The 23910-nt window shown below is 46.2% G+C and carries 20 protein-coding genes, 5 tRNA genes, 3 rRNA genes and 1 riboswitch; of the genes, 23 read left to right on the top strand and 5 right to left on the bottom strand.

Features of this window, described 5'->3' with window-relative positions; all coding sequences use genetic code 11:
* Positions 1-58: 58 nt before the first annotated feature.
* Positions 59-1006 (bottom strand): methionyl-tRNA formyltransferase, encoded by a 948-nt coding sequence (fmt, locus tag BCU07_RS20695; RefSeq protein WP_017063006.1) that lies wholly within the window; start codon positions 1004-1006, stop codon positions 59-61.
* A 37-nt stretch (positions 1007-1043) separates the two neighbouring features.
* Positions 1044-1556, bottom strand: a complete 513-nt coding sequence (gene def / locus BCU07_RS20690; RefSeq protein ID WP_017058772.1) for a peptide deformylase — start codon at positions 1554-1556, stop codon at positions 1044-1046.
* Between the two features lie 140 nt (positions 1557-1696).
* Here def and BCU07_RS20685 point away from each other — a divergent pair, with 140 nt between their 5' ends.
* The 4 genes from BCU07_RS20685 to BCU07_RS20670 are packed head-to-tail and all read left to right on the top strand — an operon-like array spanning position 1697 to position 4952.
* Entirely contained in the window at positions 1697-2782 is a 1086-nt protein-coding gene (locus tag BCU07_RS20685; protein WP_017063005.1) for a LysM peptidoglycan-binding domain-containing protein, read from the top strand.
* The gene (gene dprA / locus BCU07_RS20680) at positions 2779-3891 is read left to right on the top strand and encodes a DNA-processing protein DprA (RefSeq protein ID WP_102429016.1); all 1113 of its coding nucleotides are present in this window, start codon (positions 2779-2781) and stop codon (positions 3889-3891) included. The genes BCU07_RS20685 and dprA overlap by 4 nt, the downstream gene beginning before the upstream one ends.
* Positions 3892-3893: 2 nt before the next feature.
* Entirely contained in the window at positions 3894-4370 is a 477-nt protein-coding gene (locus tag BCU07_RS20675) for a DUF494 family protein (protein WP_029235873.1), read from the top strand.
* A 12-nt stretch (positions 4371-4382) separates the two neighbouring features.
* Complete coding sequence (locus tag BCU07_RS20670) at positions 4383-4952, top strand: type I DNA topoisomerase (protein ID WP_017063003.1); 570 nt, start codon at positions 4383-4385, stop codon at positions 4950-4952.
* 88 nt (positions 4953-5040) lie between these two features.
* Here BCU07_RS20670 and BCU07_RS20665 read toward each other — a convergent pair whose 3' ends face one another.
* Positions 5041-6171, bottom strand: a complete 1131-nt coding sequence (locus BCU07_RS20665; protein WP_102321074.1) for a 5-(carboxyamino)imidazole ribonucleotide synthase — start codon at positions 6169-6171, stop codon at positions 5041-5043.
* Positions 6172-6176: 5 nt separating this feature from the next.
* Entirely contained in the window at positions 6177-6662 is a 486-nt protein-coding gene (gene purE / locus BCU07_RS20660; RefSeq protein ID WP_004735777.1) for a 5-(carboxyamino)imidazole ribonucleotide mutase, read from the bottom strand.
* A gap of 195 nt (positions 6663-6857) precedes the next feature.
* Here purE and BCU07_RS20655 point away from each other — a divergent pair, with 195 nt between their 5' ends.
* From BCU07_RS20655 to BCU07_RS20640, 4 genes are all read left to right on the top strand, one after another.
* Positions 6858-7415 carry an L-threonylcarbamoyladenylate synthase gene (locus BCU07_RS20655; RefSeq protein ID WP_017058767.1) on the top strand — a complete coding sequence of 186 codons (558 nt, stop codon included), beginning with the start codon at positions 6858-6860 and terminating at the stop codon, positions 7413-7415.
* Positions 7416-7434: 19 nt separating this feature from the next.
* The gene (gene hemF / locus BCU07_RS20650; RefSeq protein WP_102429017.1) at positions 7435-8352 is read left to right on the top strand and encodes an oxygen-dependent coproporphyrinogen oxidase; all 918 of its coding nucleotides are present in this window, start codon (positions 7435-7437) and stop codon (positions 8350-8352) included.
* A 75-nt stretch (positions 8353-8427) separates the two neighbouring features.
* Positions 8428-9258 (top strand): shikimate dehydrogenase, encoded by an 831-nt coding sequence (aroE, locus tag BCU07_RS20645; protein WP_102429018.1) that lies wholly within the window; start codon positions 8428-8430, stop codon positions 9256-9258.
* Positions 9259-9275: 17 nt separating this feature from the next.
* Positions 9276-9545 (top strand): DUF1488 domain-containing protein, encoded by a 270-nt coding sequence (locus BCU07_RS20640; RefSeq protein WP_017058764.1) that lies wholly within the window; start codon positions 9276-9278, stop codon positions 9543-9545.
* On the opposite strand, the gene BCU07_RS20635 is transcribed toward BCU07_RS20640, so the two are convergent.
* Positions 9542-10087 carry a gamma carbonic anhydrase family protein gene (locus BCU07_RS20635; RefSeq protein WP_017058763.1) on the bottom strand — a complete coding sequence of 182 codons (546 nt, stop codon included), beginning with the start codon at positions 10085-10087 and terminating at the stop codon, positions 9542-9544. The genes BCU07_RS20640 and BCU07_RS20635 overlap by 4 nt on opposite strands.
* A gap of 588 nt (positions 10088-10675) precedes the next feature.
* Between BCU07_RS20635 and BCU07_RS20630 the strand changes: the two genes are divergently transcribed.
* From BCU07_RS20630 to BCU07_RS20560, 15 genes are all read left to right on the top strand, one after another.
* Positions 10676-12230, top strand: a 16S ribosomal RNA gene (locus BCU07_RS20630).
* 122 nt (positions 12231-12352) lie between these two features.
* Positions 12353-12428 (top strand) — tRNA-Glu (locus BCU07_RS20625).
* 2 nt (positions 12429-12430) lie between these two features.
* A tRNA-Lys gene (locus BCU07_RS20620) sits at positions 12431-12506 on the top strand.
* Between the two features lie 70 nt (positions 12507-12576).
* Positions 12577-12652 (top strand) — tRNA-Val (locus BCU07_RS20615).
* Positions 12653-13052: 400 nt separating this feature from the next.
* Positions 13053-15946, top strand: a 23S ribosomal RNA gene (locus BCU07_RS20610).
* A 101-nt stretch (positions 15947-16047) separates the two neighbouring features.
* Positions 16048-16163: ribosomal RNA gene (gene rrf, locus BCU07_RS20605) — 5S ribosomal RNA — on the top strand.
* The 16S, 23S and 5S rRNA genes sit together here with 5 tRNA genes alongside, the layout of an rRNA operon.
* A gap of 67 nt (positions 16164-16230) precedes the next feature.
* Positions 16231-16307, top strand: a tRNA-Asp gene (locus BCU07_RS20600).
* Between the two features lie 60 nt (positions 16308-16367).
* A tRNA-Trp gene (locus BCU07_RS20595) sits at positions 16368-16444 on the top strand.
* 319 nt (positions 16445-16763) lie between these two features.
* On the top strand, positions 16764-18146 hold the full coding sequence (locus BCU07_RS20590) for a multicopper oxidase family protein (RefSeq protein ID WP_102428191.1): 1383 nt from the start codon (positions 16764-16766) through the stop codon (positions 18144-18146).
* A 100-nt stretch (positions 18147-18246) separates the two neighbouring features.
* Positions 18247-18630: a fluoride efflux transporter CrcB gene (crcB, locus tag BCU07_RS20585; RefSeq protein ID WP_004736665.1), complete on the top strand. Its 384-nt coding sequence runs from the start codon at positions 18247-18249 to the stop codon at positions 18628-18630.
* A gap of 62 nt (positions 18631-18692) precedes the next feature.
* A riboswitch (TPP riboswitch) is annotated at positions 18693-18791 on the top strand.
* Between the two features lie 130 nt (positions 18792-18921).
* On the top strand, positions 18922-20871 hold the full coding sequence (thiC, locus tag BCU07_RS20580) for a phosphomethylpyrimidine synthase ThiC (RefSeq protein ID WP_102428192.1): 1950 nt from the start codon (positions 18922-18924) through the stop codon (positions 20869-20871).
* The gene (locus tag BCU07_RS20575; protein WP_102428193.1) at positions 20871-22163 is read left to right on the top strand and encodes a thiamine phosphate synthase; all 1293 of its coding nucleotides are present in this window, start codon (positions 20871-20873) and stop codon (positions 22161-22163) included. The genes thiC and BCU07_RS20575 overlap by 1 nt, the downstream gene beginning before the upstream one ends.
* Positions 22153-22935, top strand: coding sequence for a HesA/MoeB/ThiF family protein (locus BCU07_RS20570; RefSeq protein ID WP_017062994.1), 783 nt, complete (start codon positions 22153-22155; stop codon positions 22933-22935). Before BCU07_RS20575 ends, BCU07_RS20570 begins: the two co-directional genes overlap by 11 nt.
* Positions 22932-23141, top strand: coding sequence for a sulfur carrier protein ThiS (thiS, locus tag BCU07_RS20565; RefSeq protein WP_102428194.1), 210 nt, complete (start codon positions 22932-22934; stop codon positions 23139-23141). Before BCU07_RS20570 ends, thiS begins: the two co-directional genes overlap by 4 nt.
* Positions 23142-23143: 2 nt before the next feature.
* Positions 23144-23908, top strand: a complete 765-nt coding sequence (locus BCU07_RS20560) for a thiazole synthase (protein WP_102428195.1) — start codon at positions 23144-23146, stop codon at positions 23906-23908.
* Positions 23909-23910 lie beyond the last annotated feature (2 nt).

Below are 23910 nucleotides of genomic sequence, written 5' to 3'. Positions count from 1 at the left end.
ACATCTCTGCCCTCGTAAAGGTTTTCTAAGCTGTGTAATTAACAGCTTTAAAAGCGGATTAAGAAAGTTGAGTACCAACTTCAAACCAGCTTGCACGTGAGTTCAAGATATCCTGAACTGACATGGCTTTCTTACCTGGAACTTGTAGCTGTTCAAGAACAAGTACGCCTTGTCCTGTCGCTACGTAGATACCAGTTTTATCCGCTTGCAGAATTGTACCTGAAGGCTTATCAGAAGTTTGCTCTGCCACACGGCTTTGCCATACTTTGATGCTGTTCTCAGCAGCTTCAAAGTGGCTCATTGGCCATGGGTTGAAGGCACGAACGCAGCGTTCAATATGCGCAGCTTCATCACTCCAGTTGATACGCGCTTCTTCTTTGCTTAGCTTCTTCGCGTAGTTCGCAAGCTCATCGTCTTGCTTTTCTGCAACTGCTTTGCCAGAAGCGATGTCCGCTAGACATTCAACAAGCGCGTCAGGGCCAAGGCCCGCTAACTTCTCGTACATTGATGCGCTGGTATCTGTCGCTTCGATAGGCAGCGTTGCGATGCTTAGCATGTCGCCAGTATCTAGGCCGATATCCATCTGCATGATCGTCACGCCTGTCTCTTTATCACCTGCCCAAATAGAGCGTTGAATCGGAGCAGCACCACGCCAGCGCGGTAGGATAGAGCCATGTACGTTGATACAACCTAAGCGAGGCGTATCTAATACAACCTGCGGAAGCAATAAGCCGTAAGCGACAACAACCATGATGTCAGCGTTCAATTCAGCTAGCTCTTGCTTAGCCTCATCTGACTTGAAGTTTTCTGGTTGGTAAACCGGAATATTGTTTTCAAGTGCGATGTTTTTTACTGGGCTCGCAGTGAGTTTTTTACCGCGGCCTGCTGGGCGATCTGGCTGTGTGTAAACAGCAACAACTTCATGCTCCGAAGACAACAACGCCGCCAAGTGACGGGCGGCGAAATCCGGAGTACCTGCAAAGACAATTCTTAAAGACTGACTCAAGGTAGGCTTCCTTCTAATTTAGTAATAGCAGCGGTTATTAACCTTGTTTCTCGTTGAAACGTTTAATCTTCGCTAGCTTATCTTGGATACGTTTACGCTTTAGTGGCGATAGGTAATCAACAAACAACTTGCCTTCTAGGTGGTCAAGTTCGTGCTGAACACAGATAGCCAGAAGGTCGTCAGCGTCGAATGTGAATTCGTTGCCGTCACGGTCTAGTGCTTTAACCGTTACTTCTGCAGCGCGAGGTACTAGAGCTCGAGCGCCTGGTACAGATAGGCAGCCTTCTTCGATTCCATCTTCGCCGCGCTTCTCAGTAATTTCAGGGTTGATAAGCACCATTGGCTCATCACGTGTTTCTGAAATATCGATAACAACGATGCGTTGATGGAAATCTACTTGCGTTGCCGCAAGGCCGATACCTTCTTCGTCGTACATGGTTTCAATCATGTCATCAACGAACTTTTGAATCTCTGGGGTAACTTCTTTTACCGGTTTCGCCACGGTACGTAGACGATCATCTGGTAATGTTAATACTTGTAATACAGACATATACACTCGAAATATTGAACTGTGCCGAAACAGCTTAAACCTTGTTGGCTCAATTCTAGACATTTTAGAGGTCAAATGACAGCATCCTGAAGGTAATTCTCAAATCAGATGTCATATATTCAGACCAAGGAACCTAGGTCATGCGTCATTTTTCTCCCATTTTTTCTCTTGTTTGTGCCTCGCTTTCGTTCGCCGCTACGGCTGAAAATAGCGCTCAACCTTTAACCATTAAGCAGGGCGCACCTGAGGCGTATGTGGTGGTAAAGGGCGATACCTTATGGGATATATCTGCGATGTATCTTGATAGCCCGTGGTTGTGGCCAAGGTTATGGCAGGTAAACCCTGAGATAGAAAATCCTCACCTTATTTATCCCGGAGACAAACTGTCGTTGGTTTGGATTAATGGTGAACCTGTCTTGAGCCTCAAGCCTGTTATCAAACTCAGCCCTAAGATTCGTGTTTCTGAGAAGAAAGCAGTACCTACCGTCAACGAGGGACTGGTTCTACCTTATTTACAGTCTGATCGCTTGGTAGAGCAGCAAGATATCGAATCGGCACAACGAGTATTAGGAACCAGTGATGGTAAACGTTTCTTATCGGGTGCAGACCGGTTGTTTATCTCAGGTAACCAACAACATCAAAAGTGGGGTATCTACCGCGCAGTTGAAACCTACCAACGGCAGCAACCCCAAGCGAGTATTACCTCTTTGCGACTGGTCGCCACTGCGCGCTTAAAAGAGGTGGATGCTGAGTTCAGCAGCTTGCAGATAGACACTCAGCTGCAAGAGGTGCTGCTTAATGACCTTGTGCTACCAGAACTTGGTGTTGATCAGGTGAAGCTCTCTACCACGTTTTATCCTGCACCTAGTGCGGCAGGTCAGTTTGCTAATATCTTGGGCTCATTAGATGGCAGCCAGTACAGCGCGAAGAATCAGGTAGTGGTGATCAACAAAGGTTCACAGGATAACCTTCGCCAAGGTTCTATGTTTACCCTCAGTGAAAGCGGTGCTGTGGTGTTTGGTAAGCAGGGTGAATACAGCTATAAAGAGTCTGCGGCGAGTAATAAAGTGCAGCTACCAAGTACCTCGCTCGGTAGCTTGATGGTCATTCGTCCTTATGAGTATTTTAGCCTCGCGTTGATCACTCAAAGTTCAAAGCCAGTAAGTAATGACATTGTGGCGGTATCGCCTTTGGACCTTGCAGTGACAGAAGAGGGAAGCGAGTGAATGAAGAGCAACTGATCGCTTGGTTAACGTTAAGTTATATTCCGCAACTGGGTGGAAAGCGTCTTGCTCGCCTGCTGAGTGTTGATTCTCCTTTAAATATTGTTGGTTACTCAGGGCAACAGCTGCAAGCATTGGGTTTATCAACCAAACAAATCTCCTATCTAAGAGAACAGGCCCCAAGAGAGGTAGAGGCTTGTCTCGCTTGGCGAGCTAAACAATCCAACCATCACATCCTGACTCCGAGTTGCCCACATTATCCTAAATTGCTGAGTGAGATTGCTTCGGCGCCTACTGTGCTTTTCGTTAGAGGTAACGTTGAAAAGCTGATTGAACCTCAAATCGCGATGGTTGGCAGCCGTAATGCCAGTATCGAAGGTCTACAGACGGCGAAATCATTCGCTAAAGAGTTTGTACAAAATGGTTTGATTGTCACTAGCGGCTTAGCGCTTGGTATTGATGGTTATGCCCATGATGGCGCACTAGATAAAGGAGGCGAAACCTTTGCTGTATTGGGCTCAGGCTTGGATTCTATTTATCCTGTAAGACACAGAAACCTCGCGGCTAGGATATGTGAAAGTGGGGCGCTAATTTCAGAGTTTCGTCCAAGTGCCAAACCGCGACCTGAACATTTCCCGCGTCGCAATCGTATTATTAGTGGTTTATCGTTAGGAACCTTGGTAATCGAGGCGGCTGAGAAGAGTGGTTCACTAATTACCGCTCGCTATGCTTTGGAGCAAGGACGTGAAGTATTTGCGCTTCCAGGTTCTATTCATAGTCCAACGAGCCGTGGAGGCAATAACTTAATTAAAGCCGGTGCTTGCTTGGTACAGAGTGCTCAAGATGTATTGGTTGAAATAAAGAGTCTGTTAGACTGGTCTATAGATCAACAGCCTAATTTATTCGAACCTGCGCCAAGCTTGGAAGAAAATGAACAATTGCCATTTCCACAGCTGTTAGCTAACGTAGGATTAGAGGCGACACCCGTTGATATTTTAGCACAGAGAACCCATATACCTGTGCATGAGGTCATGATGCAGCTTTTAGAGCTTGAGCTCTCAGGGCATGTTGTTGCAGTTTCCGGTGGCTATATTCGAAAGGGGAGAGGCTAGCTATGATGATGGACATACTGATGTACTTGTTTGAAACCTACATCCATAGCGATTCTGAATTGCAGGTGGATCAAGACGAACTGGAAGATGAACTTCTGCGAGCAGGGTTTCACCAAGATGATATTTATAAGGCCCTCCATTGGTTAGAAGATCTTGCGGCACTGCAAGATACCGATAACCAAGCGGCGATTACTATGTGCTCTAATACCTCGATGCGTGTTTATACCAGTCGAGAGATTTCACGTATTAATATGGAGTGTCGAGGTTTCCTACTATTCCTAGAGCAGATCAACGTGCTCACGACAGAGATTCGTGAAATGGTGATTGATCGTGTGATGGGGCTTGAGACAAACGAATTTGAATTGGATGATCTGAAATGGATTATCTTAATGGTGCTATTTAATGTGCCGGGTAATGAAAGTGCTTACACGCAAATGGAAGAGCTGTTGTACACCAAAGAGCAAGGTATCTTGCATTAATACAGGCTTGTCATGAGTAGTAAGATTGATAATCAGCTTTTTTCAGCACATGAACATGCATTAGAGCATGAACCATGTCCACAGTGCGGTGGAGAGCTTCAGCTTCGCCATGGTAAGCACGGCCCATTTTTAGGCTGTAAGCAGTATCCGAGCTGTGATTACATCAAGCCTCTTCATCAAAATGATGGTCATGTGGTGAAAGAGCTGGGCGTTCCGTGTCCTAAATGCCAAAACGAATTGGTATTAAGGCAAGGTCGCTTTGGGATGTTCATTGGCTGTAGCAGTTATCCAGAGTGTAATCACATCGAATCTTTGGACCAACCGAAAGAACAACCTGAAGAGCAGCCACTTGTTGCCTGCCCTGAGTGTGGTCGAGGCCACTTGGTTGAGCGTAAATCTCGCTATGGCAAAACCTTCTATGCGTGTGATAACTACCCTAAGTGTAAGTTCGCCGTTAATCAGCCACCTGTTATAGGTCGTTGTGAACAGTGCCAGTTCCCGTTGTTACTTGAGAAGAAAACAGCCAGTGGTACCAAGAAGCAATGCGCTGATCGCAAGTGTCACCACATTCAATCTCAATAACTCGATATTATAGACACAAAAAAACGGCGCTCACTGAGCGCCGTTTTTGTATCCAATAAACTTTTTATATCAATAAGCCAATGTAGGCTTACTTCATCTGCTCAGCAAACTCATGCACAGCAGGGTAGGCTTGCTTATCAAGAATCTCAGCCAATGAGCACAAAGCTCTTTGTAATTCTGCGTTGTAGTCAGCGCTCACGTTAATGTGACCCATCTTGCGACCTGCACGCTTTTCTTTGCCATACCAATGAACATGACAACCACCTTGAGCAAGAATAGCCTCAGGAAGAGTATCTTCGCCAAGAATGTTGATCATTGCGGTTGGACGAATCAGTTTAGTGCTACCTAGTGGCATGCCACACACTGCACGTAGGTGGTTTTCAAACTGACAAGTCTCTGCGCCTTGTTGCGTCCAGTGGCCCGAGTTATGAACACGTGGTGCAATCTCATTAACAAGCAGTGAACCTTGAACATCAAAGAACTCAAGTGCTAGCACGCCAACGTAATCTAAACGCTCAGCAATGGCAGTGAACATGGCTTTAGCTTGCTCTTGCAGTTCAATGTCATCAATCGCTGTCGATAAGCTCAACACGCCGTCGGTGTGAACATTCTCAGCCAGTGGATACACTTGAACCTCGCCATTGGTATCACGAGCACCAACCAGTGATACTTCGCGGTCAAACGGAACAAACTCTTCAGCCACAATCGCTTGGTTGTCGGTCGCGGTAATGCACTCAGCCATTTCTGCCCAAGTCGCGTCAACATTGTCTAATGTCTTTAAGCGCCATTGGCCCTTGCCGTCGTAGCCGCCAAGTGTGCTCTTCAACACCATTGGTAAGCCAACGTGAGCAATTGCAGCGTCAAAGTCTTCGCGAGAGTTAACCACGTAGTACTTAGCATTCTTCACGTTCGCTTCGTCTAACAGGGCTTTTTCAAGACGACGGTCACCGCCAGCTTTGATTGCTTCTGTTGTCGGTAAGAACTTACCGCTGCGCTCACACACCTCAAGTACATCGTGAGGAATATGTTCGAATTCAGCAGTAATGACGTCCGCACGCTCAATCGCATTTTCTAAGCCGTTACCTAGAATCGCTTGCGTTAATGGGTGAACAATATTTTTGCTGCCAACATCAAAAGCAGAAATTTCAATATTCAGCGGTGCCCCAGCTAGGGACATCATGCGAGCAAGTTGGCCCGCGCCTAACACAAGAACATGCATGGAAATTAGTCCTCTGCAGGGTTTGGATTAGCCAAAACCGTTTCTGTTTGCTCAGAACGGAATGCTTCTACTTTTGCCATTACTTCTTCATTGTGTGTACCAATGATTTGAGCCGCTAGGATGCCTGCATTGGCAGCGCCAGCTTCACCGATAGCCAAAGTACCTACCGCGATACCTTTTGGCATCTGCACGATAGAAAGCAGAGAGTCCATGCCTTTCAGTGCTTTAGACTGAACTGGAACACCCAGAACTGGTACGCTTGTGAAAGCAGCAGCCATGCCCGGAAGGTGCGCTGCACCGCCAGCACCAGCAATAATTACTTTAATACCGCGCTCTTTCGCACTGGTTGCGTAGTCTGCAAGCAACTGAGGTGTGCGGTGAGCAGAAACCACTTTTGTTTCGTACGCCACGCCAAACTGATCCAACATTTCTGCAGCTAGCTTCATTGTTGGCCAATCAGATTTAGAACCCATGATAATACCGACAGTCATCTCAAACTCCTTCAGGTACGATTTAATTAGTGATTAGATATTTTGCGCGCATTATACGGGTAAAATTACTTAAGGAAAACGTTTGCGTCAGTCTAAGTTGTTAATTGATACATTTTATAAACAAATAGCTTTAGTCACAGTGAATGATAATTTGTACACTTAGCGAGTTCGATAACTGACTTAATGAGGCAACCCGTGGATAACTTTCAACATACATTGCAGGCATTACAACAAGGTGAAGTCATTGCTTACCCGACCGAAGGCGTTTTTGGGGTTGGTTGTGATCCTGATAATCCACATGCCATCAAGAAATTACTCGAGTTAAAACAGCGTCCAGTTGAAAAGGGCTTGATCTTGATTGCTGCAAGTTACGAGCAGCTGCTTCCTTATATTGATGAAAGCCAGTTGACGGAAGAACAGTTGGTAACAGTGAAAGCGACATGGCCAGGTCCGGTCACTTGGATTATGCCAACCAGCAGCAAAGTTACTGACTGGGTCAGCGGCCAGTTTGATTCCATCGCGGTACGAGTGACGGATCACCCTTTGGTTCAAAGAATGTGTAATGAGTTCGGCAAGCCGTTAACCTCTACCAGTGCCAACCTGACTGGCGAGCCGCCTTGTATGACGACTGAAGAAGTTCAACAGCAACTGGGTCAACACTTAGTCGCGATTCTAGAAGGCCAAACGGGTGGCCGTGAGAAGCCAAGCGAAATTAGAGATGCAAAAACGTCGAAAATATTAAGACAGGGTTAAACCCTGCAAAGGAAGTAAGATGTCAGCAATTGATAAAGAAGCAGTAAAGCAGTTTTTACTGAGCCTACAAGATTCGATTTGCCAGCAGCTTGAGCAAGCTGATGGTGTAGCGTTGTTTGAAGAAGATGCATGGGAGCGAGAACCTGGCGATCGTCTAGGTGGCGGTGGTCGTACTCGCGTGATGACCAATGGTGCTTTATTTGAACAGGGTGGAGTTAACTTCTCTCACGTAGCGGGTAAGGCAATGCCTGCCTCAGCCACGGCTCATCGCCCTGAATTAGCTGGACGTAAGTTTGAGGCGATGGGGGTTTCATTAGTTATCCACCCTAAAAACCCATATATCCCAACCTCACACGCCAACGTACGATTCTTTATTGCGGAAAAAGAAGGGGAAGACCCGATTTGGTGGTTTGGTGGCGGTTTTGACTTAACGCCATTTTATCCTTTCGATGAAGACTGCCAATCTTGGCATCAAACCGCTAAAGATCTTTGTGCGCCGTTTGGTGATGATGTTTATCAAGAACATAAAGAGTGGTGTGATAAATACTTCTACCTGCCTCACCGAGACGAAACACGCGGTGTGGGTGGTCTGTTCTTTGATGATCTTAATGAGTGGGGTTTCGATAAGAGTTTTGCTTATATGCAGGCTGTCGGTGAAGGCTTTGCAGCCGCCTATCTACCCATTGTAGAACGACGTAAAGAGACGTCTTACGGTGAGCGCGAGCGTGACTTCCAACTTTATCGTCGTGGTCGCTATGTTGAATTTAACCTAGTTTACGACCGTGGCACCTTATTTGGCCTGCAAAGTGGTGGTCGCACAGAGTCTATATTGATGTCGATGCCGCCGTTGGTTCGTTGGGAATATCGCTATGAACCACAAGCGGGCTCACCAGAAGCTCTGCTTTATAGCGACTACCTAAAGCCTCGAGTTTGGTAGTTCTTCCTTCCTTATAGGGATAGTGATAGGGTCATCTATATAGATGACCCTTTTTTATTTCTGTTAGGTAAGGATATGACACAGCAAGTAGATCGTTATGCCGTTTTCGGTAACCCTATTGGGCAAAGCAAATCGCCATTCATTCACACATTATTTGCTCGCCAAACCAGACAACAACTTACCTATACAGCATTACAGCCAGAGCATGGTGAATTTATCACTGCGGCCAAAACATTTTTCAGTGAAGGTGGTCGAGGATGTAACGTCACAGCACCTTTTAAAGAAGATGCGTATCAGTTTGCCAATCGCCTAACTGAGAGAGCTGAACTAGCTGGTGCCGTAAATACCCTTAAGAAGTTAGATGATGGAGAGATCATTGGTGATAACACCGATGGTGAGGGCTTAGTTCAAGACCTGCTTCAACATCAAGTCACGCTAAAAGGAGCACGTGTTCTTCTTCTTGGCGCTGGTGGTGCTGCGAGAGGAGTGATTCAACCTCTTCTCGACCAAAAGCCACAACAGCTGGTGGTCGCTAATCGAACCAGCTCCAAGGCTGAACTTCTGGCTGAGATGTTTTCGTCGCATGGCAACATCAAGGGGATGGGGCTAAGTGATGTTAATGAAGGCTTTGATGTCATTATTAACTCTACCTCATCTGGTCTAAGCGGGCAGCTTCCTGAAGTGTCTGAGGTGATTTTCAATTCTACTAGCGCCGTTTATGACATGGTTTATGGATCTGGAACGACGGTATTCAATCAATGGGCATTAGATAATGGTGTTCATGCTGCTTATGATGGTTTGGGTATGCTAGTGGGGCAGGCAGCAGAAAGCTTTATGCTTTGGCGTGGTCTTCGTCCGGGAACAAAACAGATTTTAAGAGAATTACGTAAAAATCTAGAGATGTAATGGGGTGTTTATAAAAAATGAATCAATCAATTCTATTTCCTGATATCCAAGATTGGGATGAAGAGAGCCGAACAATCACGTTCCCAGCACAACAGTCGGGCGCATTGATTGAATGTGTCATGTCTATTGAGGAATTATCACGATTGGCAGGTAAAGATATAGAAGAAGGCGATCAAGCTTTAGTTATCTTTTCAGAGTTACGTTTCGATATTGAAGAGCTAGCGGAAGAGTTAATAGAAGAAGAGGAGTATGACTCCTCTAATCGGATTCAGATCAAAGCGCTTTAGACTGAAATTACAGAGTCTAGATAGTCATTTTTATTCTGAACGTAGTTGTCTGCAGACTTCTGTAGAAAGGCACGCTCTTTATCATTTAATGGACGAGCTTGTTTTACTGGGCTTCCTACATAGAGGTAACCGCTTTCAAGTACCTTGTTTGGTGGCACTAAGCTACCAGCACCAATCATCACTTCTTTTTGGATAATCACGCCATCCAACACGATCGCTCCCATACCAACAAGTACACGATCCTCAATAGTGCAGCCATGCAGCATTACTTTATGCCCGATAGTGACATCATTACCTATTAAGAGAGGATAACCGTCAGGGTTTTCAGCATTCTTATGGGTGACGTGCAAGACACTACCATCTTGGATATTCGTTCTCTCTCCAATATGAATGTGGTTCACATCCCCTCGAGCTGCAACCAAAGGCCACACGCTAGAGTCGTTACCGATTTTGATATCACCAACCAGTACTGAACTGGTATCTATATAGACACCTTGCCCAATCTGAGGGGATATTCCTTTATAACTGCGTATTGAACTCATAAATCCTCCTTTATATAGGCACCTTAAGCCCTTAATTAAGAGGAATACTAGTGAAAATGGGGTGTTTTGAACAAAAAACGCTCGAACAATCAAAAAAGTAAGAAAAACTTCAAAAAGGGCTTGCCAGTGTGATCGAAATCTCTATAATGCCACCTCGCTGACACGGGATGGCTTCGTAAGAAACCAAAACGAATCAGCAGGTCAAATTAGCCAAGCTAAGCGCTTGAAAAAAGTTTTGAAAATAGTGGTTGACACTAAAACTTAAATCGCTAAAATGGCCGTCCGATTTGAGCGAAGCTCAAAAAGGAAAAGCTCTTTAACAATTTAAACCTATCAATCTGTGTGGGCACTCGTTGATGAATATCAAAACGTTTTATCGTTAGATAAAACAGATTCTTCGGAATCAAAATTGATTTCAATGAACTGAGTGACCAATACGTTTAACTACTTGTAGTTATTCGGCACAGTCAATTCATTACCATTCTGTTCCTATTTATTTAAGAAGAGAGGGGTAATAGCTTTAGAATTACATGTTTACTTCGGTAAATATTAGTTTTGAAGTCAGTATTCGTTGAGTCACAAAATCTTAAATTGAAGAGTTTGATCATGGCTCAGATTGAACGCTGGCGGCAGGCCTAACACATGCAAGTCGAGCGGAAACGACACTAACAATCTTTCGGGTGCGTTAATGGGCGTCGAGCGGCGGACGGGTGAGTAATGCCTAGGAAATTGCCTTGATGTGGGGGATAACCATTGGAAACGATGGCTAATACCGCATAATGCCTACGGGCCAAAGAGGGGGACCTTCGGGCCTCTCGCGTCAAGATATGCCTAGGTGGGATTAGCTAGTTGGTGAGGTAATGGCTCACCAAGGCGACGATCCCTAGCTGGTCTGAGAGGATGATCAGCCACACTGGAACTGAGACACGGTCCAGACTCCTACGGGAGGCAGCAGTGGGGAATATTGCACAATGGGCGAAAGCCTGATGCAGCCATGCCGCGTGTATGAAGAAGGCCTTCGGGTTGTAAAGTACTTTCAGTTGTGAGGAAGGGGGTAGCGTTAATAGCGCTATCTCTTGACGTTAGCAACAGAAGAAGCACCGGCTAACTCCGTGCCAGCAGCCGCGGTAATACGGAGGGTGCGAGCGTTAATCGGAATTACTGGGCGTAAAGCGCATGCAGGTGGTTCATTAAGTCAGATGTGAAAGCCCGGGGCTCAACCTCGGAACTGCATTTGAAACTGGTGAACTAGAGTACTGTAGAGGGGGGTAGAATTTCAGGTGTAGCGGTGAAATGCGTAGAGATCTGAAGGAATACCAGTGGCGAAGGCGGCCCCCTGGACAGATACTGACACTCAGATGCGAAAGCGTGGGGAGCAAACAGGATTAGATACCCTGGTAGTCCACGCCGTAAACGATGTCTACTTGGAGGTTGTGGCCTTGAGCCGTGGCTTTCGGAGCTAACGCGTTAAGTAGACCGCCTGGGGAGTACGGTCGCAAGATTAAAACTCAAATGAATTGACGGGGGCCCGCACAAGCGGTGGAGCATGTGGTTTAATTCGATGCAACGCGAAGAACCTTACCTACTCTTGACATCCAGAGAAGCCAGCGGAGACGCAGGTGTGCCTTCGGGAACTCTGAGACAGGTGCTGCATGGCTGTCGTCAGCTCGTGTTGTGAAATGTTGGGTTAAGTCCCGCAACGAGCGCAACCCTTATCCTTGTTTGCCAGCGAGTAATGTCGGGAACTCCAGGGAGACTGCCGGTGATAAACCGGAGGAAGGTGGGGACGACGTCAAGTCATCATGGCCCTTACGAGTAGGGCTACACACGTGCTACAATGGCGCATACAGAGGGCAGCAAGCTAGCGATAGTGAGCGAATCCCAAAAAGTGCGTCGTAGTCCGGATTGGAGTCTGCAACTCGACTCCATGAAGTCGGAATCGCTAGTAATCGTGAATCAGAATGTCACGGTGAATACGTTCCCGGGCCTTGTACACACCGCCCGTCACACCATGGGAGTGGGCTGCAAAAGAAGTGGGTAGTTTAACCTTTCGGGGAGGACGCTCACCACTTTGTGGTTCATGACTGGGGTGAAGTCGTAACAAGGTAGCCCTAGGGGAACCTGGGGCTGGATCACCTCCTTATACGAAGATACCACGATGAGTGTCCACACAGATTGATTAGGTTTAGAAAAGCAAAGAGATGAAGAACTCCCAAGTTCTTCAAGGTTTGTTTCTACTTTTAAAAGTAGAGATAAATTAGCAGTGTCCCGTTCGTCTAGAGGCCTAGGACACCGCCCTTTCACGGCGGTAACAGGGGTTCGACTCCCCTACGGGATACCATTGGGTCGTTAGCTCAGTTGGTAGAGCAGTTGACTTTTAATCAATTGGTCGCAGGTTCGAATCCTGCACGACCCACCATTCTTTCTCCGCGTAAAGGATGGCTTTTATTTTCACTTTTATTAAAAGTGAAGACAAAAGAAACTATCGTGGGCGATTAGCTCAGTTGGGAGAGCACCTGCCTTACAAGCAGGGGGTCACTGGTTCGAGCCCGGTATCGCCCACCATTCTCTAAATATTCTTGGTTATTTACATATCCAAACCACTTCTTTTGTCGTTGGTTGGTATCTTTGACCCTGAGAGTCTTTAGAAAATGTGAATTTTAGAACACTGTTCTTAAAGTCTCATGCTCTTTAACAATTTGGAAAGCTGACTGATTGATTACTTACGAGTAATTCAATCAAATTTAAAAGTTCTCAATGTTTATCTTTCATTAGATAAACACAACAAACACATTCAAGTGTCTTGTATTCGATTCAAACTTGTTTGAATCACAATTGAGTCCGGCAAACAGTTATCAAGAATTAACCCTTCTTGATGACAACCAAAAACCTTGGTTAGTTGCCATACGCTTATTTGTCTTCACTTTTTAAAGTGAAAGCAAATAGAAACCCTTTCGGGTTGTATGGTTAAGTGACTAAGCGTACACGGTGGATGCCTTGGCAGTCAGAGGCGATGAAAGGCGTAATAACTTGCGATAAGCCCAGATTAGGTAGTAATAACCTTTTGAGTCTGGGATTCCTGAATGGGGAAACCCACTTACATAAGTAAGTATCCTGTTGTGAATACATAGCAACAGGAGGCAAACCGGGGGAACTGAAACATCTAAGTACCCCGAGGAAGAGAAATCAACCGAGATTCCGAAAGTAGCGGCGAGCGAAATTGGATTAGCCCTTAAGCTTTTAATGATGCAGGTGAAGAGTCTGGAAAGTCTCGCAACAAAGGGTGATAGCCCCGTAACCGACACATCATAATCAGTGAAAACGAGTAGGGCGGGACACGTGATATCCTGTCTGAATATGGGGGGACCATCCTCCAAGGCTAAATACTACTGACTGACCGATAGTGAACCAGTACCGTGAGGGAAAGGCGAAAAGAACCCCTGTGAGGGGAGTGAAATAGAACCTGAAACCGTGTACGTACAAGCAGTAGGAGCACCTTCGTGGTGTGACTGCGTACCTTTTGTATAATGGGTCAGCGACTTAATTTTAGTAGCAAGGTTAACCGTTTAGGGGAGCCGTAGGGAAACCGAGTCTTAACTGGGCGTACAGTTGCTAGGATTAGACCCGAAACCAGGTGATCTAGCCATGGGCAGGTTGAAGGTTGAGTAACATCAACTGGAGGACCGAACCGACTAATGTTGAAAAATTAGCGGATGACTTGTGGCTAGGGGTGAAAGGCCAATCAAACCTGGAGATAGCTGGTTCTCCCCGAAAGCTATTTAGGTAGCGCCTCGGACGAATACTACTGGGGGTAGAGCACTGTTAAGGCTAGGGGGTCATCCCGACTTACCAACCCTTTGCAAACTCCGAATACCAGTAAGTACTATCCGGGAGACACACGGCGGGTGCTAACGTCCGTCGTGGAGAGGGAAACAACCCAGACCGCCAGCTAAGGTCCCAAAGTATAGCTAAGTGGGAAACGATGTGGGAAGGCTCAGACAGCCAGGATGTTGGCTTAGAAGCAGCCATCATTTAAAGAAAGCGTAATAGCTCACTGGTCGAGTCGGCCTGCGCGGAAGATGTAACGGGGCTAAGCTATACACCGAAGCTGCGGCTACGTACCTTAGGGTATGTGGGGTAGGGGAGCGTTCTGTAAGCCGTTGAAGGTGGTCTGTAAGGGCTGCTGGAGGTATCAGAAGTGCGAATGCTGACATGAGTAACGATAAAGGGAGTGAAAAACTCCCTCGCCGGAAGACCAAGGGTTCCTGTCCAACGTTAATCGGGGCAGGGTAAGTCGACTCCTAAGGCGAGGCCGAAAGGCGTAGTCGATGGGAAACGGGTTAATATTCCCGTACTTCTTACAATTGCGATGGGGGGACGGAGAAGGCTAGGTGGGCCTGGCGACGGTTGTCCAGGTTCAAGTACGTAGGCGGGTGGTTTAGGTAAATCCGGACCGCTATTAACGCTGAGATACGATGTCGAGCTACTACGGTAGTGAAGTCATTGATGCCATGCTTCCAGGAAAAGCCTCTAAGCTTCAGATTGTAAGGAATCGTACCCCAAACCGACACAGGTGGTCGGGTAGAGAATACCAAGGCGCTTGAGAGAACTCGGGTGAAGGAACTAGGCAAAATGGTACCGTAACTTCGGGAGAAGGTACGCTCTTATCAGTGAAGTCCCTTGCGGATGGAGCAGACGAGAGTCGCAGATACCAGGTGGCTGCAACTGTTTATTAAAAACACAGCACTGTGCAAAATCGTAAGATGACGTATACGGTGTGACGCCTGCCCGGTGCCGGAAGGTTAATTGATGGGGTTAGACTTCGGTCGAAGCTCTTGATCGAAGCCCCGGTAAACGGCGGCCGTAACTATAACGGTCCTAAGGTAGCGAAATTCCTTGTCGGGTAAGTTCCGACCTGCACGAATGGCGTAATGATGGCCACGCTGTCTCCACCCGAGACTCAGTGAAATTGAAATCGCTGTGAAGATGCAGTGTACCCGCGGCTAGACGGAAAGACCCCGTGAACCTTTACTACAGCTTGGCACTGAACATTGAACCTACATGTGTAGGATAGGTGGGAGACTATGAAATTGCGTCGCTAGATGTGATGGAGTCGTCCTTGAAATACCACCCTTGTAGTTTTGATGTTCTAACGTTGGCCCCTGAATCGGGGTTACGGACAGTGCCTGGTGGGTAGTTTGACTGGGGCGGTCTCCTCCCAAAGAGTAACGGAGGAGCACGAAGGTGGGCTAAACACGGTTGGACATCGTGTGGTTAGTGCAATGGCATAAGCCCGCTTGACTGCGAGAATGACAATTCGAGCAGGTGCGAAAGCAGGTCATAGTGATCCGGTGGTTCTGAATGGAAGGGCCATCGCTCAACGGATAAAAGGTACTCCGGGGATAACAGGCTGATACCGCCCAAGAGTTCATATCGACGGCGGTGTTTGGCACCTCGATGTCGGCTCATCACATCCTGGGGCTGAAGTCGGTCCCAAGGGTATGGCTGTTCGCCATTTAAAGTGGTACGCGAGCTGGGTTTAGAACGTCGTGAGACAGTTCGGTCCCTATCTGCCGTGGGCGTTGGAAAATTGAAAGGGGCTGCTCCTAGTACGAGAGGACCGGAGTGGACGAACCTCTGGTGTTCGGGTTGTCATGCCAATGGCATTGCCCGGTAGCTAAGTTCGGAATCGATAACCGCTGAAAGCATCTAAGCGGGAAGCGAGCCTTGAGATGAGTTTTCCCTGGCACTATAAGTGTCCTAAAGGGTTGTCGTAGACTACGACGTTGATAGGCAGGGTGTGTAAGTGCTGCGAGGCATTGAGCTAACCTGTACTAATTGCCCGTGAGGCTTAACCATACAACACCCAAGGGGTTTTGTGGACTCAAAGAAAGACCAGACCTTGAATGCGTTTGAAGAGACATAACTTTTAAATACAGTTTTCCGAATTTTAAAATTTGCTTGGCGACCATAGCATTGTGGACCCACCTGATTCCATGCCGAACTCAGAAGTGAAACACAATAGCGCCGATGGTAGTGTGGGGCTTCCCCATGTGAGAGTAGGACATCGCCAGGCTTTAAATTAAATCTTTAGGTTGACCAACCTGGAGATATGGACGCTCACTTAGTGAGTTGACCACTGCGGAGTGGTAGTTCAGTTGGTTAGAATACCGGCCTGTCACGCCGGGGGTCGCGGGTTCGAGTCCCGTCCACTCCGCCACTTATTCGATAACCTCGCCTAGTGCGAGGTTTTTTCGAATCTGAAGCAAGATAAAGTTTTAGGGGTGTAGCTCCAATTGGCAGAGCAGCGGATTCCAAATCCGCGTGTTGGGAGTTCGAATCTCTCCACCCCTGCCATATTTAAAGCTCCAGCAGAAATGCTGGAGCTTTTTTGTATCTGTCACTTTTTCAAAGTGACGTTGAGGACCGGAGTGTCAGCCAAGTCGACTATATTGATCCCCATCGAAGCAGAAATCCTAGAGTCTTTTTGATTTATATTTGTTCGATTTTTAATTGATAATTACCTACCTTGAATAGAATATTGTCTTAGAAATGTAAGTGCTTACTTATCTCAGTCTCTTTTATAAGCAATTAACAACACAATCCACACTTCTTTATGAGAATTATTCTCAATATTTTGTTACATTTTGGTCGTTATTACTAAAAGGCAACAAATATGGATATTTCCCGTCGTAAGTTTATTCAATCATCTTTCGCTATATCTGCATTAACAGTACTACCCGCTTGTTCAATGAAGCGGTCTGCTGATGAGCAAGGAAAGTATGTTTATGACTTAACTGCTGAGCCCTCAACAGCAGAGTTAGTGAAGGGATTTAATACCAATATTTTGGGTTTCAATGGCCAGATTCCAGCGCCAACGATTCGATGTCGACAGGGTGAAAAGGTCACGATCCGCTTTACGAATAAGCTATCAGAGCCGACGACTATTCATTGGCATGGTTTAAGAATTCCTATCGAAATGGATGGGGTTCCCTTCTTAAGTCAGCCACCAATCATGCCAGGTGAAACATTCATTTATGAGTTTACGCCGCCAGATGCCGGTACGTTTTGGTATCACCCACACATGAATAGCGTGAAGCAGCTTGGTATGGGCTTAGTTGGTCTTATTATCGTAGAAGAGAGCAATCCAGTACGGTTCGATGAAGAACACGCATTGATGCTTAAGCATTGGCACATCGACAAGCAGGGTCAATGGAAAGATTTAATGATCCCACGACTCAGTGCTCGTATGGGCACTCCTGGGGAGTGGAGTAGTGTTAATGGAGTCCATGAACCCGTATATCAGTTGAAGCAGTATGCAGCGACTAGACTGCGTATTGCTAATGTCGATAATACGATCACTTACCCTATTGCTGTCGAAGGGGCTGAAGCATGGGTTATAGCCATCGATGGTAATCCTGTAAAAACGCCTTATAAACTGACTCAACATAAAATTGGTCCGGGTATGCGTGTTGATATCGGACTGATCGCTCCTAAAGCTGGTGAGCGAGTTAACGTTCTCCATATGAAGGGGCGTTTCCCATTTTCTTTGTGTGAATTTGAAGTCGTAGATTCAGCATTTGCTCAAGGACGTTCGTTGCCATTACTACCATTGAATCCAGTGCCCAACCTAGATCTTGCTAATGCTGAAGAGATCGACTTTTTATTTGAATGGGAAGGGGCTGTTTCTCCAGTATCCAAAGATGGAAAATCGATGCCTAAGTTTTGGCTAACAAATAAAAGAGCATGGGAAGGAATGAGCAAAGACAATATTCCTGAACCATTGGCGACTTTAGAGTTGGGTAAGACTTACATATTCGATCTTAAGAACGTCACTCAATATCATCACCCGATTCATATTCATGGTCATACATTTACTGTATTGGAACTTGATGGTAAAAAAATTGAAGAGCCTTTCCATACCGATACAGTGTTACTTGGAAAAAATGGCCGAGCTAAAGCTGCATTTGTTGCAGACAACCCCGGACGCTGGATGTACCACTGTCATGTAATTGAGTACATGAAAACAGGATTGATGGGATATATTGAAGTTAAGTGACACCTGTAACGTTTAATATTTGCGCATGCATTCTTAGTTTCTACCCTCGCTTTTATCGACGGTAAAGCTAGAATATAGGGACTATTGTTTGGGAGGATTCATGGGTCAGTTATCTATTTTAGGTTTTATTGCCATTGGTGGCGCATTTGGTGCTTGTTCGCGTTATTTGATTTCAGAGTTATGTGTGGTGATGCTAGGACGTGGTTTCCCTTACGGTACACTGACAGTTAACGTAATTGGCTCTTTAATTATGGGTTTGCTCATCGCAGCGTTTGAGAATGAGATGGTTGCGACAGAACCATGGAGGCAGATCATCGGTCTTGGTTTCCTTGGAGCATTGACTACATTTTCTACATTTTCGATGGATAACGTGCTTCTTATGCAGCAGGGTGCTTTCTTTAAGATGGGACTCAATGTGCTACTCAACGTGGTTCTCAGCATCTCAGCAGCATGGATCGGCTTCCAACTTTTGATAAAGTCTTAAAACTTTCTTACGATTTGTTAACAACTCGGCTTGGTTTATCCAAGCCGTTTTTATATACTCGATCGAACTTGTCGGAGTGCCATATGGCTGAGACCGTTAACTCGGGATCCGTTGAACCTGATCAGGCTAATACCTGCGAAGGGAACAAGAGTAGATATCTAACTAGAATCCTTCTAGAGATCTATCTCCAGATCACAACTGTATTTTCTTGTTGTGATCCCTCTTGTAGCATCAAATCCGTCAAGCATTTTTATCCCTATAAATAATGGCTAAAAGCCAAGGAAAAATGCTATGTCGAGTCGTAAACAAGCAAGACTGGAAGCGAAGAATTTCATTGATTCTTTATCCGTACAACCTTATCCAAATTCAAAAAAAGCGTACATCCAAGGATCTCGAGCGGACATTCAAGTCCCTGTCCGAGAAATATCACTCGCTGATAGCCTTGTGGGTGGCAGCAAAAAAGAGCCTATATTCGAACCTAATGTACCTATTCAAGTTTACGATACCTCAGGTGTTTATACAGACCCTACACACGAAATAGACCTGTATAAAGGTCTTCCTAAGTTGCGAGAGCAATGGATTGATGAGCGTGGCGATACGGAACTGTTAGACGATGTAAGCTCTGTTTACACCAAAGAACGTTTAGAAGATGAAACCCTAGACGACCTTCGTTACGGCAATCTACCTAGAATTCGTCGTGCTACAGGTAACCAATGTGTTACCCAGCTGCATTATGCTCGTCAAGGCATTATCACTCCTGAGATGGAGTACATTGCAATACGTGAGAATATGGGACGTCAGAAGTTTGCTGATGAGCAGCTTAATCATCAACACCCTGGCCATAACTTCGGTGCCAACCTACCGAAAGAAATTACCTCTGAGTTCGTGCGCAAAGAAGTTGCAGAAGGTCGAGCTATTATCCCTTCAAATATCAACCACCCAGAATCAGAACCTATGATTATTGGCCGAAACTTCTTAGTGAAAGTGAACGCCAATATCGGTAACTCTTCAGTAAGCTCTTCGATTGAAGAAGAAGTTGAGAAGCTAGTCTGGTCGACTCGCTGGGGTGGCGATACCGTGATGGACCTTTCCACCGGCCGTAATATTCACGAGACTCGCGAATGGATCCTACGTAATAGCCCAGTACCAATTGGTACGGTTCCTATGTATCAAGCGCTTGAAAAAGTGAATGGCGTTGCGGAAGACCTTAACTGGGAAGTGATGCGCGATACCTTGATTGAACAAGCAGAGCAGGGTGTTGATTACTTTACTATCCACGCAGGCTTATTGCTTCGCTACGTTCCTATGACCGCTAAACGTGTGACTGGTATTGTCTCTCGTGGCGGCTCCATCATCGCGAAATGGTGTCTTGCTCATCACCAAGAAAGTTTCCTTTATACCCACTTCCGTGAGATCTGTGAGATCTGTGCGAAGTACGATGTGGCTTTGTCACTAGGTGACGGCCTACGTCCTGGCTCTATTGCAGATGCCAATGATGAGGCTCAGTTCTCGGAGTTACGTACTCTAGGTGAGTTAACTAAAGTGGCTTGGGAATACGATGTTCAGGTGATCATTGAAGGTCCTGGACATGTACCTATGCATCTTATTAAAGAGAACATGGATGAGCAGTTAGAGCACTGCCATGAAGCGCCTTTCTATACGTTAGGCCCGCTGACCGCTGATATTGCACCGGGTTATGACCACATTACCTCTGGTATTGGCGCGGCGATGATTGGTTGGTACGGCTGTGCGATGCTTTGTTATGTAACACCTAAAGAGCATTTGGGCTTACCAAATAAAGAAGATGTGAAGACTGGCTTGATTACTTACAAGCTGGCAGCACATGCAGCAGACTTGGCAAAAGGGCATCCGGGCGCACAAATCCGAGATAATGCATTATCTAAAGCTCGTTTTGAATTCCGTTGGGAAGACCAATTTAATCTAGCTTTAGATCCAGAAACAGCCCGTTCTTTCCACGATGAAACCCTGCCACAAGAATCGGGCAAGGTTGCTCACTTCTGCTCTATGTGTGGACCTAAATTCTGTTCAATGAAGATCTCTCAAGAAGTTCGAGAGTACGCGAAAGACACTGAACAAGTGGCTGCTGATCAGGCTATCGAGATTAAGATGCTTGATAATCCGTTGGAAGGGATGCGTCAGAAATCACAAGAGTTCCGTGATACTGGCTCTGAACTTTATCACCCAGCAGTAGGCGCAAAAGAAGCTCAATTAGAGGAATAATGACAGTGAAGATTCTTATCCCATCTCAAAATATTGAGCTAACGGGAGAGGTGCAAAGCTGTCTATTGGTTGCTAAGCGACAAGGCTTGGCAACCGATGCAGTTGAGTTGGGTGTAAGCCCAACTCAATGCTTCTCTATCGTTGATGCTCAGCAAGCGTTATCTATTGGTTTTGCTCATGATGTTGATTCATTGGCGGAGTGTCGCTCAAGTGAGCTTGATCATATCGTTTATTACAGTCATTCAGTGGCGCTAGCTGGTGTCCGCGATGCCTTGGCACAAACTCCGAATACCATCTATATCGGTGTCTTAGATGACTCAGCTGCATTGGATATCTGGTCACAGCTAGATTCTAATCGTGCTATCAAGAGTGAAACTCCAGCTCATCAGGAGTTAGATAGTCGTGGCCACTTTGCTTGGTTACTTACTTTGTTGGCGTTGGAATTCCCATTAGAAGATGCACTGGTTTTAGCTCGCGCAGCATCTAGTGTTTCACGTGGAACATGGCCAGCAAACTATCAAAACTTTCCTATTCCCGTTCTCGAAGATGAGCGACTGGATATTAGTGTTGGTTGGGCGCACCAAGGAACATCACTGTCGTTCCCGGAATTGAGTAAGAGTAGCCTAGGACTATACCCAGTGGTTGTTGATGTTGAGTGGATCGAAAGGCTGCTCAAGCTTGGAATTAACACAGTTCAACTGCGTATTAAGAACCCACAGCAAGCAGATTTAGAACAACAAATCGCGCGATCTATCGAACTCGGTAGAGAGCACAACGCTCAGGTTTTTATCAATGACTATTGGCAATTGGCACTTAAGCATGATGCTTTTGGTGTTCATTTGGGGCAAGAGGACATCGAAGAATCCAACCTATCTCAACTGAGCCAAGCTGGTATTAAGATCGGTCTATCGACTCATGGCTATTACGAGTTGCTACGTATTGTGCAAATCAACCCAAGCTATATTGCGCTGGGGCATATATTCCCAACCACCACTAAGCAGATGCCATCGAAGCCTCAAGGACTTGTGCGTTTATCTCTCTATCAGCAGCTGATTGATACTATCCCATACACAGAAGAACTCACCGGTTATCCGACAGTTGCGATTGGTGGAATTGACCAGTCGACGGCCGCACAGGTGTGGAGTTGTGGGGTATCGAGCCTTGCTGTTGTACGTGCGATTACGTTAGCCGAAGACCCAAAACAAGTGATTGAGTTCTTCGAAGCATTAATGGCTGACCGTTCTTCAGGTGCTGCTAAAGAGGTAACTCAGGAGCTAAGTCATGCTGAATGATTTCGAATTCATTCGTTATCAACGACAACTCGCACTTCCTGAAGTGGGTGAGCAAGGGCAACGCAATCTATTAGATAGCCATGTATTGGTCATCGGTTGTGGTGGCTTAGGCAATGCTGCGGCTCTCTATCTTGCGGCTTCCGGTATCGGGAAAATCGTATTAGTTGATGATGATTGTGTGGATTCGTCTAACCTTCAACGACAAGTTGCGTTCAAGGAAAGCCAGTTAGGTTCGCCTAAGGTCGAAGCTCTGAAGCAAAAACTGACTGAGCTTAATGGTCGAAACCAAGTGAGAACCATCAATAGGCGAATGACTCAGAGCCAGCTTGAGCTTGAGGTGATGCTCGCTGATTTGGTGTTGGATTGTACTGACAACTTTGAGTCACGTCAGCAGGTTAACCAAGCATGTTTTGGTAGCAAGACACCTTTGGTTTCTGGTTCTGCGATCGGATGGAAAGGTCAGTTTATTGTCTTTGATTATCAGATGCAGAAAGGGTGCTATCACTGTTTGTTCCCGTTCAGTCATCATCCACAAACGACACGTTGTAGCGATAGCGGCATCATCGGCCCAGTTGTTGGCACCATAGGCAACCTCCAAGCACTGGCAGCGATTCAACGTATTAGCACTGGCGAGTTCCAGGTTGCAACACATCAGCTCAAACTGTTTGATGGTCAGACGATGAACTGGCAAAACTTAAGTGTCACTCAAGATAGTGAATGCCCCGTTTGCTGCACATCTACAGTTAACTATTTAGAAGAAGAAACCCAATGAGCAACATAACGATCTCTATCAATGAGCAACCAGAACAGGTTGCACAATCGTCGTCTCTAGCGGATATCATCCAAGCGCTTTCACTACCCGATCTGGGTTGTGTCTTTGCTATCAATAATGCGGTTATCCCGCGAAGTCAGTGGCAACAAAGGGTCGTCAATGAAGGCGATGCTATTTCTCTTTTCCAAGCTATTGCAGGAGGCTAACTATGTTAACTGTCGCAGATAAAACATTTCAATCACGACTCTTTACTGGAACGGGCAAGTTCGCGAATAAACATTTAATGGCTAGTGCTATCGAAGCTTCCGGTTCTCAACTGGCAACCATGGCGTTGAAGAGAGTTGATATTCGCTCTGAGCAAGATGATATTTTACAGCCCATCATTGATGCTGGCGTGAACTTGTTACCAAATACCTCCGGGGCGAAGAACGCGAAGGATGCCATCTTTGCTGCGCATTTGGCTCGCGAAGCGCTAGGCACAAACTGGCTCAAACTGGAAATTCACCCTGATCCAAAGTACTTGATGCCAGACCCAATTGAGACATTAAAAGCGGCTGAGCAACTGGTTAAAGATGGCTTTGTTGTGTTGCCTTACTGTCATGCTGACCCAGTGTTGTGTAAACGATTGGAAGAGGTGGGTTGTGCTGCGGTTATGCCGCTAGGTGCGCCGATTGGGTCGAACAAAGGTATCGCTTCGGCAGACTTCTTAGAGATCATTATCGACCAAGCGAACGTCCCTGTGATTGTTGACGCTGGTATTGGTGCGCCATCTCATGCTGCTCGTGCAATGGAAATGGGCGCGGATGCCGTGTTAGTTAATACTGCAATTGCGGCTTCTCAACAACCCGTTGATATGGCGATTGCTTTTAAACTGGCAGTTGAAGCTGGCCGTATGGCTTACCTTTCTGGTCTTGCTGGACAGGTGTCTCATGCGGTTGCTTCTAGTCCGCTAACTTCATTCCTAGACGAGTAGTG

The organism is Vibrio sp. 10N.261.54.E10 (assembly GCF_002877735.2).
Classification (GTDB): domain Bacteria; phylum Pseudomonadota; class Gammaproteobacteria; order Enterobacterales; family Vibrionaceae; genus Vibrio; species Vibrio crassostreae_C.
The sequence above is the reverse complement of the archived record's forward strand: the minus strand, read 5'-3'. Positions and strand labels throughout refer to the sequence as shown.

What these genes read in the sequence shown, in the direction of transcription:
- def (WP_017058772.1), bottom strand. Translation starts at nt 1,556, where the DNA reads ATGTCTGTATTACAAGTATTAACATTACCAGATGATCGTCTACGTACC.
- BCU07_RS20685 (WP_017063005.1), top strand. Translation starts at nt 1,697, where the DNA reads ATGCGTCATTTTTCTCCCATTTTTTCTCTTGTTTGTGCCTCGCTTTCG.
- BCU07_RS20675 (WP_029235873.1), top strand. Translation starts at nt 3,894, where the DNA reads ATGATGATGGACATACTGATGTACTTGTTTGAAACCTACATCCATAGC.
- BCU07_RS20670 (WP_017063003.1), top strand. Translation starts at nt 4,383, where the DNA reads ATGAGTAGTAAGATTGATAATCAGCTTTTTTCAGCACATGAACATGCA.
- BCU07_RS20665 (WP_102321074.1), bottom strand. Translation starts at nt 6,171, where the DNA reads ATGCATGTTCTTGTGTTAGGCGCGGGCCAACTTGCTCGCATGATGTCC.
- purE (WP_004735777.1), bottom strand. Translation starts at nt 6,662, where the DNA reads ATGACTGTCGGTATTATCATGGGTTCTAAATCTGATTGGCCAACAATG.
- hemF (WP_102429017.1), top strand. Translation starts at nt 7,435, where the DNA reads ATGTCAGCAATTGATAAAGAAGCAGTAAAGCAGTTTTTACTGAGCCTA.
- aroE (WP_102429018.1), top strand. Translation starts at nt 8,428, where the DNA reads ATGACACAGCAAGTAGATCGTTATGCCGTTTTCGGTAACCCTATTGGG.
- BCU07_RS20640 (WP_017058764.1), top strand. Translation starts at nt 9,276, where the DNA reads ATGAATCAATCAATTCTATTTCCTGATATCCAAGATTGGGATGAAGAG.
- BCU07_RS20635 (WP_017058763.1), bottom strand. Translation starts at nt 10,087, where the DNA reads ATGAGTTCAATACGCAGTTATAAAGGAATATCCCCTCAGATTGGGCAA.
- BCU07_RS20590 (WP_102428191.1), top strand. Translation starts at nt 16,764, where the DNA reads ATGGATATTTCCCGTCGTAAGTTTATTCAATCATCTTTCGCTATATCT.
- crcB (WP_004736665.1), top strand. Translation starts at nt 18,247, where the DNA reads ATGGGTCAGTTATCTATTTTAGGTTTTATTGCCATTGGTGGCGCATTT.
- thiC (WP_102428192.1), top strand. Translation starts at nt 18,922, where the DNA reads ATGTCGAGTCGTAAACAAGCAAGACTGGAAGCGAAGAATTTCATTGAT.
- BCU07_RS20575 (WP_102428193.1), top strand. Translation starts at nt 20,871, where the DNA reads ATGACAGTGAAGATTCTTATCCCATCTCAAAATATTGAGCTAACGGGA.
- BCU07_RS20570 (WP_017062994.1), top strand. Translation starts at nt 22,153, where the DNA reads ATGCTGAATGATTTCGAATTCATTCGTTATCAACGACAACTCGCACTT.
- thiS (WP_102428194.1), top strand. Translation starts at nt 22,932, where the DNA reads ATGAGCAACATAACGATCTCTATCAATGAGCAACCAGAACAGGTTGCA.
- BCU07_RS20560 (WP_102428195.1), top strand. Translation starts at nt 23,144, where the DNA reads ATGTTAACTGTCGCAGATAAAACATTTCAATCACGACTCTTTACTGGA.